Below are 16,455 nucleotides of genomic sequence, written 5' to 3'. Positions count from 1 at the left end.
CCTTTTAAACTTTCGTATGTTTTGAAAATGTCAATTTGCAACGCAAACCGCCTAAAGGTGAATGATCAAAAGTTAATTGTCCACCCAGTGCTTGCGCAATTTTACCAGATAAAGCCAAGCCTAATCCTGTGCCACCTGTACTACGCGTACGTGAATCATCAACACGATAGAATCGCTCTCCTAAACGTGCAATCTGTTCATCACTCAAGCCAAGCGGGCTGTCATCCACAATCACACTCCAAGATTCAGCGTCTTGTTCAGTATGTACCTGAACTTCACCACCCGCTTCAGTATAACGAATACTATTTCCCAGTAAGTTGACCATAATTTGCTTAAAGCGATCTATATCTAATTGTAATTTCGCCCCCTCACCTGTTGCTGAGACATTGAGATTGGCTTGTTCAAACTTTGGTTTAAAATTATCAATCTCTTGCAAAACCACAGACCACGGATCAACTTCTGCAAAATAACATTTTAATTGCTGTGCTTCTGCCTGTGCTAAATCAGCCAAATCTTGAGTGAGTTTTTTCAAACTCGTCACCTGACGCAACATCGCAGCAAAATGTTCAGGTGTAGGTTTACGAATACCATCCTGCATGGCTTCAATTTGTGCTTGTAATACAGCCAATGGTGTTTTTAATTCATGTGAAGTATCTGCAACCCATTGTCGACGAGAGGTTTCATGCTGATCTAGAATCACTGCCAATTGATTTAATTCTGTTGATAAATCACCAAGCTCATCATTTCGTTTAATTGCAACTTGATGCTGGAAATTACCTTTGGTGAGTTCACGTGTACCATTAAGTAAGCGTTGAATTGGCGTTTTAAAATAGGTCGCTAAAAGTAATGCTGCAACCAAACTCGACAAAAATGTAAAAATATAGATCAGTACCAAATAGCGTTTTTGGCTACTAAAGAAATTGATGCTCGAAGCATCATCTTCATCCAAAACAGGTTTAAGCCCTAAGTAACCCACCACTTGTTCATTGACAATAATTGGGCGATAAGAGACTTGATCATCTGAAGGCTCACCCAATACAAACTGATGTTTGGCATCATATAAAGAAAGACGTGAACTCAATCCTAAACGGTCTGGCATGGATACAAACATCTTCTTGCCATTTTTTGGACTAACCATACGCATTGGATCACGCATAGACGATTCTTTTCCTTCAGCAGGAGGGTTTTCGTGACCTCCCGCGATATGTCCTTTGTCCATCGGGGGCTTAGCTTTGCGATCAGAAGGTTTAAATAAGTTTTGATTTGAACTGAGCGGAAATTTCAAACCTTCAAAAGGTTGGTAGGCTGAAGGCAAGTTTTCTTCAAGAATTTTTATTTCTTCTTTGTCTAATTGGGATTTTGGCGTAGCACCTTCGGTCTGCCCCAAAGTTGCCATCATCGTATGTTCTTTAAAATAACGTTGCTGCAAAGCAATATCGTACTGACGACGTAACCACCACCGCGATAACTTGTCATAATCATCAGGTGCAGCATCACCTTCGATTTGTAAAATTTGCGCCTGAACTGCATTGCCCCAGTCTTGATATACACCATAAACATCTGCCAAATTCTCAATCAAATGATCAAGTTTTTGCATTTCGACATCAGCAACATATCTGGCAAAGTTTTTCTGCATGGTCCAATGCAATACACTCAAACTCACTGTCGTGATGACTAATGTCGTCAACAACACCGTGAGAAATAAACGTAAAGCGATGGGGACTCGGCGTATTTTCAAAACTGATCTCTCGTTTTTCTTCTCATTTCAACATTGTACCCAACACTTGCTTAAAATACTCTCCATTGTTTCTACATCATTATTATTTAATCTTTACTGTATCCACAAATATACAGAACATTCATTGGAGTAGTAACAATGAAAATGATCACAAAAATCACATTATTGTCAGCAAGTATTCTAAGTATGGGGGCTTTAACTGCCTGTCAATCTAATCCAGGTCCCAAAGACGATCCAGAAGGTCGTCCAATGATGCATGGCGGACATCATAAAATGTCACCTGAGCAACGTGAAGAAATGAAAAAAATGCGTGCGCAACATAAAGAGATGCGCCAGCAAATGCAAAAAGCCTGTGACGGTAAAGCGATTGGTCAAACTGTTCAGGTCAAAGCTGGTGAACAAAGTATTGATGGAACATGTAATATTGTATTCAAAGCTGATCGTAAAGCGATGAAAGAAATGAAACATGATTTCCGTCGTGATGGAGAGGATCGTGGACGTATGATGCGTCACGATGGACCACGTATGAAAGATATGACAGATGAACAGCGTGCTCAAATTCAGCAGGAATTTGCGCAAAAACGTGCAGAGCGTAAAGCGCAATGGGATGCAATCCAAAAATCTTGTGCTGGTCAGACTGATGGAAAAGCCATTCAAGTGAAAATCGGTGATAAAACTTTAGCTGGTCAATGTGTTGTGAAATTTCAACCCGATTTTAAAGCAGACCGTGCAATGCCGACCATGCCACCTAAAGTATAAAAGATATGTGGGATAAAACGGCATAACTTGTTGATTATCCCGATCATAAAACCTGAATCTCAGCACTGAGATTCAGGTTTTGTTTTATAGATAAAACGCCTGATTTTTCATACAAGTGATTTGATTTCAATCATTCAACAATATATTCATCACATTAATTTTATTGATCAAGAGAAATTGTTTTTACTGTATGAGCTTTCAACAGATTGGCTATATAAATACCCCCCTAATGGATTTTTCCTCGAAGCATCAGTCATATTTCATCTCTCATAAAAAAAACGATCCTTTAGGATCGTTTATTCTATTTTAGCGATTCAATTACTTTGAATTGTCTGAAATCAATGCCACTTGTTGCGCGTAATTTAACAACTTCAGTTTTGAAGCTGCTAATTCTTCAGCAGAAGCCTGACGCGTAATATCACGGTGAATACGTAATACATGCTGACGTAAGGAATGCCCTTCTGCCGCATTATAAGACTTACAAAACTCTTTAATTGCAGGGTCACGTTGTTCAATCATACGTTCAACCCAACGATCAAGCTGTGCGAGCTTTTTAACGCCTTGTTTTGGCGTTAAATACGATAAAATTACAGCTTCATCTTCATTACGCAAAAGCTTTCCAATGCGTTGAAATTGACGACGGCGCGCTTCAAAAGATGTAATCAACTGCACATCTAATAAAGCCTCAATTAAGCGCTCTTCAACAGGTAAAGATTGAATTTGTTTTTTTGACAACTCAGCGAGTTGCTCACCTAAAGCAGCCATACGCTGTACAGCTTTTTTCTGTTCGGTTTTACTTGCACGCCCTTCTAAAGACTCAAAATCATCTTCAGTAAAACGTTGCGGACGACGTGCCACGATTATTCTGCCTCGTAAAATTTATCTGCAAAAAGTGCTTGAACTTCAGACAAAGCTTTTTCTTCATCTACACCGTCAATCACTAAACGCAAGGTTGTTCCTTTACCAGCTCCCAGCATAAGTAAAGAAAGGATATTCTTGGCATCAACCAACTTGTCACCTTTCCCAATTTGAATAGAACATTTAAATTTGGTAGTGACTTCGATGAGTTTTCCAGATGCACGCGCATGTAACCCTAATTTATTAATTACGTCAACAGTTGTGTCAATCATGACCAGTGCTTCATTTCTCTATGTAATACTTGAATGGTCCATTTCGACTCAAGAGCCTTTTTCAACCGATCCACAATATAAACCGAACGATGTTGACCGCCCGTACAGCCAATTGACACTGTAATATAGTGACGATGACCTTCCGCAAAAGCAGGCAACCACTTATTTAAAAACTGATAGATGTCTTGATACATCTCATTTGCTTGCTCGCTGGCTTCTAAAAAATTACGCACAGGTTCATCCAAACCCGAATATTTACGCAACTCTAAATCCCAATGTGGATTAGGCAAATGCCTTACATCAAAAACAAAATCTGCATCTAATGGAATACCATGTTTATATCCAAAAGATTGCAAAATTAAAATTAGTTTATCGGACTGTCCCAGTTTGGACAATAAGGTATCTTTTAAATCATGTACACTTTTGTCAGTGGTATCAATATGTGCTGTTGCCCGCAGTTGAATCGGCAACAATAGATTTTTTTCTTCTTGGATACATTCATTTAAACTTTGAAAACGATTTGAAAGCGGATGAGGACGTCGAGATGCACTAAAACGTGAAATTAACTCCTGATCACGGGTCGTTAAATAAATAACATCTACACTTCCATGTTTTTGTATTTGTTGAAAAACATCATCAAAACCTTGTAAATCTTCTTTTGCGCTACGAACATCTACACCTAGCGCTAACAATTCTAAATTATTTTCTCGGTCAAGTTTTTCAACAATTTCAGGAAGCAATGCCAGAGGCAAATTATCAATACAGTAATAACCCAAATCTTCCAGTACCTGCAAAGCAGAGGATTTACCTGAACCAGATTGTCCTGTCACGATAAGTATACGCTTCATGGCATAGCGATCCTAAAAGCAAAGTTTATGCAGAATATTTCACTTGTAAATTGTCAATCAGACGGGTTTTGCCTAATTTCGCTGCAACAAACAATACAACATCTTGGTCGAACTGTTCAACTTTTTGTAAGGTTGGGCTACGTGCTTCAACATAATCCACCACTAATCCTGCATCAGTCAGACTTTGACGAATCTGTTGAAGCACGTTTACAAGTGTTTTACCCGCATGTAGATCATCTGCAGCAGTTGTTAAAGAATTAAAGATAACAGGGGCTGTTTGGCGTTCCTGCTCAGATAAATATCCATTACGAGAACTTAAAGCTAAACCATCTTCAGCACGAGCAATCGGTACACCAATCACTTCAATCGGCATATTCAAATCACGAACCAACTGTTTAATCACAGCCAATTGTTGATAATCTTTTTGCCCAAAGAATGCAAAATTGGGTTGTACAATATTGAATAGCTTGGTGACCACAACAGCAACGCCATCAAAATGACCTGGACGTTGTAAACCACATAAATCATCTGTAATTTCACCAACACTAATATTGGTCAATCGTGGATATTTACCATACATTTGCTCAACAGATGGCGCAAAAACAATATCGCATCCCACTTCAGCCAATAAGTGGCTGTCATGCTCTAATGTTCGAGGATAGTTATCAAAGTCTTCATTTGGTCCGAATTGGATCGGATTGACAAAAATACTAACTACCACCACATCACACAACTTACGTGCTTCACGAACCAGATTTAAATGACCTTCATGTAAATTCCCCATCGTTGGTACAAAACCAATGATTTTACGCGCTGATCGAGCAGGATTCAGTGATGCTGATAATCCTTGAATGGTCGTTTCTGTTTTCATCTTTTACAGCTCTACTTGGAAAGTATGTTCTTTCGAAGGGAAAGATTTGTCTTGCACAGCAAGATGATATGCTTTGAATGCATCTACAATTGCTGTTTCACCTGTTTGCTCTGTCATAAAGTTGCGTACAAAACGTGCTACTTTTCCAAAAGTCAAACCCAACATATCTTGCACAACCAATACCTGACCATCTGTATCAGCACCAGCACCAATACCAATCACAGGGACATGTGGGAATAATTCAGCAATTTCTTTACCCATTTGTGCCGGAACACATTCGAGCAGTAATATTGCCGCACCAGCTTCAACCACAGCTTTACAGTCTGCAATCAATTGATCTGCAGCTTCACGTGTTTTTGCCTGAAGTTTATAACCACCGAAAACATGTACCGATTGAGGTGTTAAACCTAAGTGTACACATACCGGAATACCATTTCGTGTCAGCACTTGTACAGTTTCTGCAAGCCAAGCACCACCCTCAATTTTAACCATTTGCGCGCCTGCTTGCATGACAGTTTTAGCATTCACTAAAGCATCATTGAGCGTTGCATAACTCATAAATGGGAGGTCACATAAAATAAAGGCATGCTGATTCGCACGACGTACAGCGGCAGTATGATATGCCATATCCGCGACCGTAACAGGCAAGGTTGAATCATGCCCTTGAATGGTCATCCCTAAAGAATCGCCAATTAAAATAGTATCAATTTCGGCAACTTCCATACCTTTTGCCATACTTGCATCGTAGCAAGTCAAGCATGAAAATTTACGACCCTGAGTTTTAAATTGTCTTAAATCACTTAGACTGATCATGACGATATCCTCTATCAATGAGAGTTCTTTAGCACATCCAACAGTTCAGCCTGCCCAACTTTGATCAGCCAAAACAGTCAATGTTGAATGTTGCACAAGTTCTAGGTTTTGTAATGATTGTCCGTTTACCTTTAACTCAGTATCCAAGTCTAATAAAGGAATCACCACAAAATCACGCTGCAAAATACCAACATGTGGTACTGTGAGTCGCTCATTTATAATGTTTTTTTCAGCATAAAGCAAAAGATCTAAATCCAAAGTCCGCTCACCCCAATGGCGTAAACGCACTCGACCTGATTCATTTTCAATCCGTTGCAACTCATTTAATAAATCTAATGGCGCTAAATGGGTTAACAATTGGGCAACTGCATTGTGGTAATGCGGTTGATCTTGTGGGCCCATGGGTGGGCTGTGGTAAAGCTTGGAAACCTTCACCTCACCCAATTGTTTTAACTGCTCAACAGCTTCACGCAAAATCTGTTCTGAATCACCCAAATTACTGCCTAAACCAATATAGGTTTTATTCATCATTGCGTTGGTCCAAAGATCACTTTGCTCAAATCACGTTGTACACGTCTACGCTTGGTGATCGGGTGATCCGCTGTAATTTCACCTTTGTTGACTGCTGCTCTGCTGTCATTTCTGCTTTTAAAATCATGTGATGCTGCAGATGGAGTATGGCTGGCATTGGCTTTTTGACGAGAACGGCGACTACGTGACTCTTGTTCTTTGACTAGTGGTTCAATCTCGGTTGAAACAGTTTTCACTTCTTCAACAACAGGAGATTCAGCTAACTTTTTACGGCTTTTTGCTCGTTGACGATTATAACTACTGATTGCACGCTCTTTTTCATCACTAGACATGGTTTGGTAAGCTTCCCACCAAGCCCCCATACCGTTGGTCGTCGAATCACCAGACTTTTCTCTTAACAGTAAAAAGTCAAATCCAGCACGGAAACGCGCATGCCCTGACAGCGCTTCAATTTGTTGCGGTTTTGGATTTAACAGACGTGTCTGCATTTCCCAAACCTCACGGATAAACGTCTCCGCAAATCGAGGGATAATGGTCCGCGTCGCTTGTCGTTTTAAAACATCCAAACCTGCTTGTGCGCGGGCTTCTGCCGCAACTACACCTTTAGCCTGATAAAAATCACAACGTGCTAAAAAATTGTTCCAAAGTAACACGGCATAGAAAAAAGCAGGATTGATGGTTTTGCCAATTTGAATTCGCTGGTCAGTATTTTTTGCTGCACGCTCCATAAATTGAGTAATTTCAGGGCTAATATCAGCAAATAATTGTTTCCAAATACCAAACTCGATCAACATTGGCATGACACGATGTAAATGTCCCATCGTGAATAGTTTTTGTGATTCATCGTATAAACGGTGTGGAGAAACATCACGCAAAAGCTGCGTCATCTCTTGGGTAAAAATTTTTAAAATTTTAGGATCGATACTGAAATTTAATTTTGCCGCAAAACGCAATGTACGCAACATACGTACAGGATCTTCTTCAAAACGTAGAGTCGGATCACCCAATAATCTTAAAGTTTTGGTTTTTATATCATCAATGGCATTACAAAAATCAAGCACTTCACCCTTACGTGGTTGATAATACATCGCATTGATAGAAAAATCGCGACGTGCAAAATCTTGCTCGATGGTTCCCCAGTTATTATCACGCAGAATCATGCCTTGAGCCGAAGTGATCGCTTTCTTGGGTGGGGCACGAAATGTTGCGACTTCAATCAATTCACGACCAGAATAGACATGTGCCAATTCAAAACGTCGACCGATAATTCGACAACGACGACCGAAAACTTCTTTGACTTGCGATGGCGTTGCATTGGTCACAGCATCGAAGTCTTTCGGATTTAAGCCGAGCATTAAATCACGCACACCTCCACCGACTATATAAGCCTCATAGCCAGCTTTGGTTAAAGAATCAATAACATCTAAAATGGAAGAAGGTAATTGAGCGGTGGATAATCCACACTTTGACGCACGCAAAGTTTGCAAAAGACACTGTCTCCTACGTCAGGACGTAAAAATCATAATTGTGCTAATCATATCGCTTACACAGCTAAAGGGCAATTTGATTCTCGCAATCTTGCATTGAAATTGTGATCCTTAAATGATTGATCTCAATTTTAAGCTTGCATGTTTTTTAACAATACTTTATTTCAGATCAATGACGTTTAGCTTTGATTTTGACATCCTCATTCCCTTAAAAGAGGGTGATTCCTCCTGCGAGACGCTCATGTCCGAGCGCAAGAATATTCATTGCCGAGTTTATATCTCGATCATGGAGCGTACCGCACTCCATGCACTGCCATTCTCTTATTCCAAGACCCATCCTACCTTTCGGACTACTGAGCCGTGAGCTACAGCACGAACACGTTTGGGTGGTATACGCTTCATTGACTTCTTCAAACCACACTCCTGCGTTCTCGCATTTATACTTGAGCATTGTTCTTAGTGTTGTCCAACTGGCATCTAGCACTGATTTAGCTAATTTAGTTTGTGCGAGTGCTTTGGCATTCACATTGCCAACGAAGATTGCTGCATGTTCATTTACCAATTTACGGCTGAATTGATGCAGCATATTTTGACGGATATTTTTAATCTTAGCGTGAATTGCTTTGACACGTTTGTTATTTTTTGCTCGTTGAGCAATGCCAAGTTTTTGTTCATATTCATGATAGATTTTAGGTGCTTTGAGCTTTATGCCATCTGAACAAGTGGCTAAGTCTTTCAAACCTAAGTCTATGCCTATTGAGGTTTTAGCTTCTGATTTGATTATTGGAATAGCTTCTACAACTAAACATACATACCAACGACCACGGGCATCTTCCACAAACGAGCCTGTTTTAACATTGTATTTGCTTAATTCGTAACTATCCCAAAGCCTGAATTGATGCTTACCATACTGCACATAACCATCGGCATACTTGATTGCTACCTTTTTGAATGGTATCCAACCGAGTGAACGCCTTGCTGATTTTTTATGACTGACACGCCATTTTAATTTTGCTTTTTTGAATTGCTTTCTTCGTGTAATGAGTTCTTCTGTTATGGCTTGAATGGTTTGACTATGCAAATTACATTCTTTTGATGTGCCTTTGGTGTACTTGGCAATGTCGTATGCTGAAAAGAATTGTTGTGTGCGTTGTAGATGCTTGAAACACAAATCATTGACGAAATTCCAGACGAAATTGACTTCGGTCGCTAGTTAGTCTAGTGCCTTGCAATGTTTGTCTTTTATACGTAATTTAAGTGTTTTCATAGCATTATATTAACAAAAACTTTTCATGAAAAATGATATTATTATATTAAAACGACATTTCATGTCGTATGGTTTACGCTATTCGCTTATATCCTCGGGCTAAACCCCGAGGTTTTACGCTCCGATGGATAAAAACAATATAAGATGATTGATTATATTCCAAGTTGGTTTTTGTTTTTCTCATAAAGTGAAGGACCAATCCCTTTGACATTCTTTAGCTCTTCCACATTTTTAAACTTTCCGTACTGATTTCGATAATCAATAATGGCTTGTGCTTTCTTTGCACCAACCCCACTTAACTGCTGTAATTGGATGACATTGGCACTGTTCAAATTTATTTTTGGACTGGAAGCGGATGGAACCTGTGCTGAAGAAGCCTGTCCTTTTCTTCCCAAATGAGTTTGGGAAGGCTGGATATTGGGGCGTGAAAGATAGTAATTGTCATCTACTTTTTTTAACTGAGCATCTTGTGCTTGTTGCTCAGCTTTCCATTTTAAATAAGCCTGATCAAATTTCTGTGCATGTGACATCACAGTCATACCCAATAAAGCTAGGTATAACCCACTCAAAAGCACAGATTTATTTAATTTAACTATACAATTTATCACATATTTAAAACGACTCATGATGTTCCTAATGTTGTAATTTTTGCTTTGCTTCATCCCATAATTGATCCATTTCAGTCAAAGTCACTTCTTCTATTTTTTTGTTTTTAGAATTGATTTGTTCTTCAATATAAGCAAAGCGTGATTTAAATTTAAAAATGGTGGTTAAAAGTGCCATTTCGCTCGAGATATTCAGTTTACGCCCAACATTGATTAAAGAAAATAAACAATCACCAAATTCTTCGATAATTTTTTCAGACTCTCCCGCTTGCATGGCTTCTTCAAACTCAGCCAACTCCTCTCTGACCTTGTCATAAGCTTGCGTAACATCGGGGAAATCGAACCCCACTTTTGCCACATTTTTTTGAATATTTTCTGCCTGAGTCAACGCTGGTCCATGTTTTACCGTATCTAATCGGGATTGAACTTTACCCTGCTTTTCCTGTTTTTTTATTTCTTGCCATAATGACGATACTTGTTCTGGGGTTAAATTTTCAAATTTTTGCTTTTGGAATACATGTGGATGACGTCTAATTAATTTCTGACAAATTGCATCAACCACGTCGTTAAAATCAAATGCACCTTGTTCACTGTACATTTGTGACTGAAAAACGACTTGGAGTAATAAATCCCCCAATTCATTTTTAATCTCATCAATATTTCCAGAACGCACAGCCTCTTCGACTTCATAAGCTTCTTCAATCGCAAATTGAGTTAGGCTTTCTGGGGTTTGTTCACGATCCCAAGGACACTCTGTACGTAACTGTTTCATGATGGCTAATAACTGTTCCATTTTATGTCCTTTAAGATCAATAACAAATGACGGTACAACGCTTGTTGTTGCGAATATTTTATGTTCAACTCTTTGCAATTAAAAAATAAAATTGAAGGATGTTGTAATGAGCCAAAGTATATTCATTAGTGGAGCAGCACAAGGCATTGGGGCTGCAATCGCACGTCTATTCTACCAACAAGGTTACCAAGTTGGTATTTATGATATCAATGAAGTACAAGCGCAAGCCTTAGCAGATCAATTGGGTCATAACGCCAAAGCTGGAAAATTGGATGTTCGTGATTATGCACAATGGCAAAAAGCATTAGCAGAATTTTCTGAGTGGGCTCAAGGCTTAAATATTTTAGTCAATAATGCGGGCATTCTTTATTCAGGTGATTTTGAAAAAACAGACATTCAAGCACATCAAAGCACGATTGATATCAATGTGAATGGCGTACTCAATGGTTGCCATGCTGCATTTCCCTACCTTAAAGAAGCTAAATTTGCTCGTGTCATCAACCTTTCTTCAGCATCAGCCATCTATGGTCAGGCTGATTTAGTTTCTTATTCTGCCAGTAAATTTGCGGTACGTGGCATTACAGAAGGTTTAGATATCGAATGGCAAAAATATGGCATTCGTGTACTTGATGTCATGCCACTCTTTGTTCAGACGGCGATGGTCAAGGATATGGATTCTGGTGCGATTCAAAATATTGGTGTTAGTCTTTCTCCGCAAGATGTTGCAGAACAGGTATTTGCTCAGGTGAAAGCCAAAGGTACACTTTTCACAGCAACACATCGCCCAGTGGGATTAAAGACCAAGGTCATGTTTACACTTTCTGCAATTAGCCCTCAATTTATCAATCGCTTGAGTAATTTGATCCTTACACGAAAGCCTAAAAGTTGAGTTGCATAAAATTAAAAACGAATCAAACCATTTTGCTTAACCATTTCAATATATTCTTGTAAGCCATAAAAAAACTCGCATTTAGCGAGTTTTTTTATGGCTTCAATGAGTGAGTCTAATCAATGCAATCCTGTTTAGTTCCCTTGAACCAAACGGCGTGCACTGATAATACCTGGTTGTTGCTCCAAACGAGCGAGCAAGCGAGACAATTGCGCCAAGCCTTTAACCTCAATCAACAATTTCATATTCGCAATACCATCTGCTTCTGAAATCGTATTGACTTGGCGAATATTGATTTGGTCAGAGAAAATCACTTGAGTCAAATCTTTGAGCAATCCACGACGATCATAGGCTTCCACAACGATTTGAACACTTTGCCCACGCGTTGGTTGCATTTCCCAATCCGCTTCGACTGCACGGTCAGGTTCTAACTTAATCATCCGCATATAATCAGGACAAGCAACTTTATGGATACTTACACCACGATTTAAGGTGATATAACCTGCAATCGACTCACCATGAACAGGTTGGCAACATTGCGCAATGTGCAATTCAACATTATCCAAACCATCAATTAAAATACCATGTGCAGACAACGTATGGCTTGCGCGTGGATTTAATGTAGGTTTCAGTACAAGTTCTGGTTCATCCTGATCCAAATGCATATGGCGGTTGACTTGATTAATCAACGCATGAAGACTGATATCACCACTGACCAGTGAAACCAAAATATCATCGCCAGATTTCACATTGAAGTGATTGCAGTAATCACTTAAATCAATACTTTTTGGATGAATCGCTAAACGTGAAAGCTCTTTATTTAACAACTCACGTCCAACTTCCAAGTTCTTACTACGATCTTGTTGTCTAAACCAATGACGAAGTTTATCTCGTGCACGAGCAGTCTTGATATAGCCCAATGAATTGACCAACCAATCACGGTTTGGCTCACGGTCTTTTTTGGTTAAAATCTCAACCTGTTCGCCCGTTTTCAAGGTATAAGTCAATGGTACATAACGTTGATTTACCCGTGCTGCATAGCACTTGTTACCAACTTCTGTATGCACATGATAGGCAAAATCAAGCACTGTAGAGCCACGGGGTAACTCTTTAATATCTCCATCACGGCTGAAGACATAGATCTTTTCAAAACCCTCAAAATCTTGGATTTGTTCAAAATCTTCAGTTTCATCTTCATTAGGATGCGCACTGGTTTCAGTACGTTCCTGATAATGTTCCAATACCGCACGTAAAGAATGTAGACGATGATTAAATGAATAATCTGTCGTTTTAGAACCTTCTTTATAATTGAAATGTGAACATACCCCAAGTTCCGCTTCTTCATGCATTTCTTTGGTACGAATTTGAATTTCCAAAGATTTGTTTTCAGCAATTACCGCCGTATGCAATGAGCGATAACCATTGGCTTTCGGATTGGTAATATAGTCATCAAATTGATGTGGGATATGACGCCAAATTTGATGAACGATGCCCAAGGCGTGATAACACTCAGCAACCGATTTGACCAACACCCGTAAAGCACGAATATCATAGAGCTGATCAAAGCTTAGGTTTTTACTCTTCATCTTCCGGTAGATTGAGTAAATATGTTTCACCCGCCCTGATATTTCAGCTTCAATATCATGGTCAGCCAGTTCGCTTTTAAGTTTTTCTACCACAAATTGAATATATTGCTCTCGTTCTAAACGCTTTTCATTCAGTAATGAGGCAATTTCTTTATAGCGTTCAGGTGCCAGATAACGGAAAGCGAGGTCTTCCAACTCCCACTTTAACTGAGCAATCCCCAGACGATGCGCCAATGGAGAGTAGATGGTTAAAATTTCTCGTGCGACACGCTCTTGGCGCTCTTTAGAAGAATGTGCCAATTCACGAAGCGCAAAAGTACGTTCAGCCAATTTAATCAACACCACACGCACATCTTCTGTGACAGAAATCAGCATCTTATAAATGCCTGTCAAATGCTCACGTTGATTGTTATTAAAATGGTCTTCTAAACGTTTATTTTTTTCAATCAGTTCAGACAGTTTACCCATTGCCAAAGTGCCTTTGACAAGATTGTAAACCTGTTCCCCACACTGCTGCTGAATTTCCTCTAAAGTGGTGAGATCTTCACGCACACTACGATAGAGTACTGCTGCTGCCAGTGTGTCTTCGTCTACATGCAAGTGTGCAAGAATATCTGCCATCCCAATACCTGTAGCAAAGGTATTGGTTCGTGAATTTACTGTGGTCGCCAATTCTTTTTGTAATACTAATTGTGCAACTTCTTCTAACTGTTTTAGTTCAGCACCGTCTAAAATTCCACGCACCCGATCTAGCCAAGTTGCTAGAGCTTGTTGCGCTTCATCGGCATGCTCTACAGTCGCTTCCTCTGATAGCTCATTGAGCTGATCAGGAAGTTGCTCACGTACTGTGACCATACCCTACTCCTCTAACTCTATATTTCATTATAAATCGTTTATCTCTAGTTTCTTTTCAAATAAAGCGATGGATTCAACATGTCCAGTATGTGTAAACATGTCCATTACACCTGCCTTTTTTAGCTGATAACCGTGTTGCACCAAAATCCCTGCATCCCTCGCTAAAGTCGCTGGATTACACGATACATAAACGATTCTTTTCGCACCAAATTTAGGGAGATAATGCATAACCTGCTCAGCTCCCGCACGAGGTGGGTCAATCAATAATGCATCAAATCCTTGATTTGCCCAAGAATAATGCGAAAAGTCTTTTGTTAAATCTTGTGAATAGAATTTAACATTGCTGATACGATTGTTCAGTGCGTTTTCTGTACCACGCGTCACCATCGCCTCACTTCCCTCCACCGCAACAACTTTGCCTGTGTCACCCACACATTTTGCAAGCGGAAGAGAAAAATTACCTAATCCACAAAAAAGATCTAAAACTTTTTCACCTTGCTTTAACTCAAGCAAATCACATGCCAGTTTGACCATTTGCGGATTTACTGTCGGATTGACTTGGGTAAAATCGGTAGGATTAAACGCAAAATCAACATCAAAATCATTTAAGCGATAATGTAAATACATCGCTGCATCAACATCATCGACCCGATGGACACTTTCAACCCCTGCAGGTTGCAAATACAACTGCCATTGCTTCTGTAACGCATATTGTTGCAATAGGTTGACATCATGCTGTTTTAATTTTTCAGTATGGCGAACCAGTAAAGAAATTTCACAATCCCCTTTGGCTAATTCTATATGACCAATACTGCTTTTGCCTTTTAGACTTTCGAGTAATGCCTTAATTTCAGGTAAGGCTTGATCCAGTTGAAGGTCTAAGATTTTACAGGTCTGGATTTCAGTGAGATGGTTGCTTTGAGCTTCCCGAAAGCCCATCAATAATTTATTTTGTTTGGGCAAAAACCGTACACCAATCCGTGCTTTATGACGATAATCGACACGTGTAGAGCGCAGTGGTGACAACCATTGCGCTGGTTCTAAACCTGCAAAATGACTGAGATGGGATTTTAACACATCCTGTTTTAAGCGAATTTGCTCATCAGGATGAATGTGTTGCATATTACATCCACCACAAGTCCCGAAATGCGGACAAATGGGTTCAATACGATAATGGTTTGGCTCACTCAGTAATTCAATACTGTCAGCTTCTTCAAGTTTTGAAACCTGACGTGTGATTTGAGCTTTAACGGTTTCACCAGGCAATGCGTAGCGAATAAAAACTTTTTTACCTTGTTTTTCCGTTGGATGGGAAAACTCAGTCCCGTAATGTGCAATCCCTCGCCCCTCATGTGACAATCGTTCAACTTTAAAAACATATTGAGGAAGTTGAGATGGTCGAGGTTTGGCTCTATGCTTCAAAGGAATACCTAATTGGGTGTGGAGGAAAAATCTGCCTGAGTAAATTCAGTAAGTTGTGACATTTCACGCCAAACATTTAAAAACTCATGTTGCTGAGGTTGTCCTTGTAAATAATGAATCGAAGCTTGAACCCACAAACGGTGATCTTGCAAAGTGATCTGTCCTTTTAACAAGGACCAACGCAAATAAATCAACCAGGTATTTAAAACATCACCCTCGCAATAACTGGTCAATTTTAGCCATTGCTGGGTCTTCACATATTCAGGGACAAAATAACCTGAGATACCACGTTTGCCGGGATAACCTAGCAAATGCGCAACATCATCCAATTTCTGAAAATGACGCCCATTAAACATCGCCATCACATCCATTAAATCAACATGACGGTTGTGGTATCGATTCTGGTAGTTATTATACCTTTTTTGCGTGTCAATCTCACCTTGATCGAACAAACTTGGTGCAGATAATCCGTGATACATCGAACGGAATAAAATCACAGGTAAATCAAACTGTGAGCCATTCCAACTCACCAAAGTCGGATGACGCTTATCAAAAATAGATAAAAATTTTTGTAAAATTTCGGCTTCGGTATAATGTTCTCGGCTAAATGAAAAGAGCTTCATCGCCCCATTTTCATCAATCCATAAACCTGAAATGCAGACAATTTCATGCAAAGCCAAACGTTGAAAATCCATACCAGATTCTTGACGGCGTAACTTGGCAAGTGCTTGCTCTAAATCATCTTCAGCTAAGTCCAATCCATACAAATGCGCCCCAGATTTGAGATCTGTTAGGGTTTCAATATCAAAAACTAAAACAGGAAGACGCATATAACTTACTCAATTACTCTCTAGTGATCAT

The 16,455-nt window shown here is 39.5% G+C and carries 15 protein-coding genes and 1 pseudogene; 2 read left to right on the top strand and 14 right to left on the bottom strand.

From position 1 onward, the window contains the following. Positions 1–4: 4 nt before the first annotated feature. Entirely contained in the window at positions 5–1,738 is a 1,734-nt protein-coding gene (gene baeS / locus I9192_RS03050; protein WP_005033843.1) for a sensor histidine kinase efflux regulator BaeS, read from the bottom strand. Between the two features lie 138 nt (positions 1,739–1,876). Between baeS and I9192_RS03045 the strand changes: the two genes are divergently transcribed. After that, positions 1,877–2,497, top strand: coding sequence for a hypothetical protein (locus I9192_RS03045; RefSeq protein WP_005033846.1), 621 nt, complete (start codon positions 1,877–1,879; stop codon positions 2,495–2,497). A 318-nt stretch (positions 2,498–2,815) separates the two neighbouring features. Here the strand turns inward: I9192_RS03045 and yjgA are convergent, their stop codons facing one another. The 10 genes and pseudogenes from yjgA to mazG form a co-directional block, all read right to left on the bottom strand. After that, positions 2,816–3,355: a ribosome biogenesis factor YjgA gene (gene yjgA / locus I9192_RS03040; protein ID WP_004824975.1), complete on the bottom strand. Its 540-nt coding sequence runs from the start codon at positions 3,353–3,355 to the stop codon at positions 2,816–2,818. 2 nt (positions 3,356–3,357) lie between these two features. Further along, the gene (locus I9192_RS03035) at positions 3,358–3,627 is read right to left on the bottom strand and encodes an HPr family phosphocarrier protein (RefSeq protein WP_004824976.1); all 270 of its coding nucleotides are present in this window, start codon (positions 3,625–3,627) and stop codon (positions 3,358–3,360) included. Beyond that, positions 3,624–4,475, bottom strand: coding sequence for an RNase adapter RapZ (gene rapZ / locus I9192_RS03030; protein WP_005033850.1), 852 nt, complete (start codon positions 4,473–4,475; stop codon positions 3,624–3,626). The genes I9192_RS03035 and rapZ overlap by 4 nt, the downstream gene beginning before the upstream one ends. Positions 4,476–4,500: 25 nt before the next feature. Then, the gene (panC, locus tag I9192_RS03025; RefSeq protein WP_004824978.1) at positions 4,501–5,346 is read right to left on the bottom strand and encodes a pantoate--beta-alanine ligase; all 846 of its coding nucleotides are present in this window, start codon (positions 5,344–5,346) and stop codon (positions 4,501–4,503) included. A 3-nt stretch (positions 5,347–5,349) separates the two neighbouring features. Continuing rightward, on the bottom strand, positions 5,350–6,159 hold the full coding sequence (gene panB, locus I9192_RS03020) for a 3-methyl-2-oxobutanoate hydroxymethyltransferase (protein WP_005033852.1): 810 nt from the start codon (positions 6,157–6,159) through the stop codon (positions 5,350–5,352). 45 nt (positions 6,160–6,204) lie between these two features. Beyond that, positions 6,205–6,690 (bottom strand): 2-amino-4-hydroxy-6-hydroxymethyldihydropteridine diphosphokinase, encoded by a 486-nt coding sequence (folK, locus tag I9192_RS03015; RefSeq protein ID WP_004824980.1) that lies wholly within the window; start codon positions 6,688–6,690, stop codon positions 6,205–6,207. Continuing rightward, positions 6,687–8,177 (bottom strand): polynucleotide adenylyltransferase PcnB, encoded by a 1,491-nt coding sequence (pcnB, locus tag I9192_RS03010; RefSeq protein WP_004824981.1) that lies wholly within the window; start codon positions 8,175–8,177, stop codon positions 6,687–6,689. Before pcnB ends, folK begins: the two co-directional genes overlap by 4 nt. Before the next feature lie 208 nt (positions 8,178–8,385). Next, positions 8,386–9,444, bottom strand: a pseudogene (locus tag I9192_RS03005) (RNA-guided endonuclease InsQ/TnpB family protein). A gap of 152 nt (positions 9,445–9,596) precedes the next feature. Continuing rightward, positions 9,597–10,070, bottom strand: a complete 474-nt coding sequence (locus I9192_RS03000) for a ComEA family DNA-binding protein (RefSeq protein ID WP_005033857.1) — start codon at positions 10,068–10,070, stop codon at positions 9,597–9,599. A gap of 7 nt (positions 10,071–10,077) precedes the next feature. Then, positions 10,078–10,842, bottom strand: coding sequence for a nucleoside triphosphate pyrophosphohydrolase (gene mazG / locus I9192_RS02995; RefSeq protein WP_005033860.1), 765 nt, complete (start codon positions 10,840–10,842; stop codon positions 10,078–10,080). Between the two features lie 106 nt (positions 10,843–10,948). Between mazG and I9192_RS02990 the strand changes: the two genes are divergently transcribed. Further along, positions 10,949–11,731, top strand: coding sequence for an SDR family oxidoreductase (locus I9192_RS02990; RefSeq protein WP_005033862.1), 783 nt, complete (start codon positions 10,949–10,951; stop codon positions 11,729–11,731). A 134-nt stretch (positions 11,732–11,865) separates the two neighbouring features. Here the strand turns inward: I9192_RS02990 and I9192_RS02985 are convergent, their stop codons facing one another. From I9192_RS02985 to I9192_RS02975, 3 genes are read right to left on the bottom strand one after another with little or no spacing between them, the layout of a single operon-like run. Next, the gene (locus tag I9192_RS02985; protein ID WP_004824987.1) at positions 11,866–14,172 is read right to left on the bottom strand and encodes a RelA/SpoT family protein; all 2,307 of its coding nucleotides are present in this window, start codon (positions 14,170–14,172) and stop codon (positions 11,866–11,868) included. Positions 14,173–14,199: 27 nt separating this feature from the next. Then, on the bottom strand, positions 14,200–15,594 hold the full coding sequence (gene rlmD, locus I9192_RS02980) for a 23S rRNA (uracil(1939)-C(5))-methyltransferase RlmD (RefSeq protein WP_005033864.1): 1,395 nt from the start codon (positions 15,592–15,594) through the stop codon (positions 14,200–14,202). Between the two features lie 8 nt (positions 15,595–15,602). After that, positions 15,603–16,424, bottom strand: coding sequence for a 3'-5' exonuclease (locus I9192_RS02975; RefSeq protein ID WP_005033866.1), 822 nt, complete (start codon positions 16,422–16,424; stop codon positions 15,603–15,605). Between the last annotated feature and the right edge of the window lie 31 nt (positions 16,425–16,455).

It is taken from the genome of Acinetobacter bereziniae (genome assembly GCF_016576965.1).
Lineage (GTDB): Bacteria > Pseudomonadota > Gammaproteobacteria > Pseudomonadales > Moraxellaceae > Acinetobacter > Acinetobacter bereziniae.
Note: the sequence above shows the minus strand (reverse complement) of the source record. Positions and strands in the feature narration are given on the sequence as shown.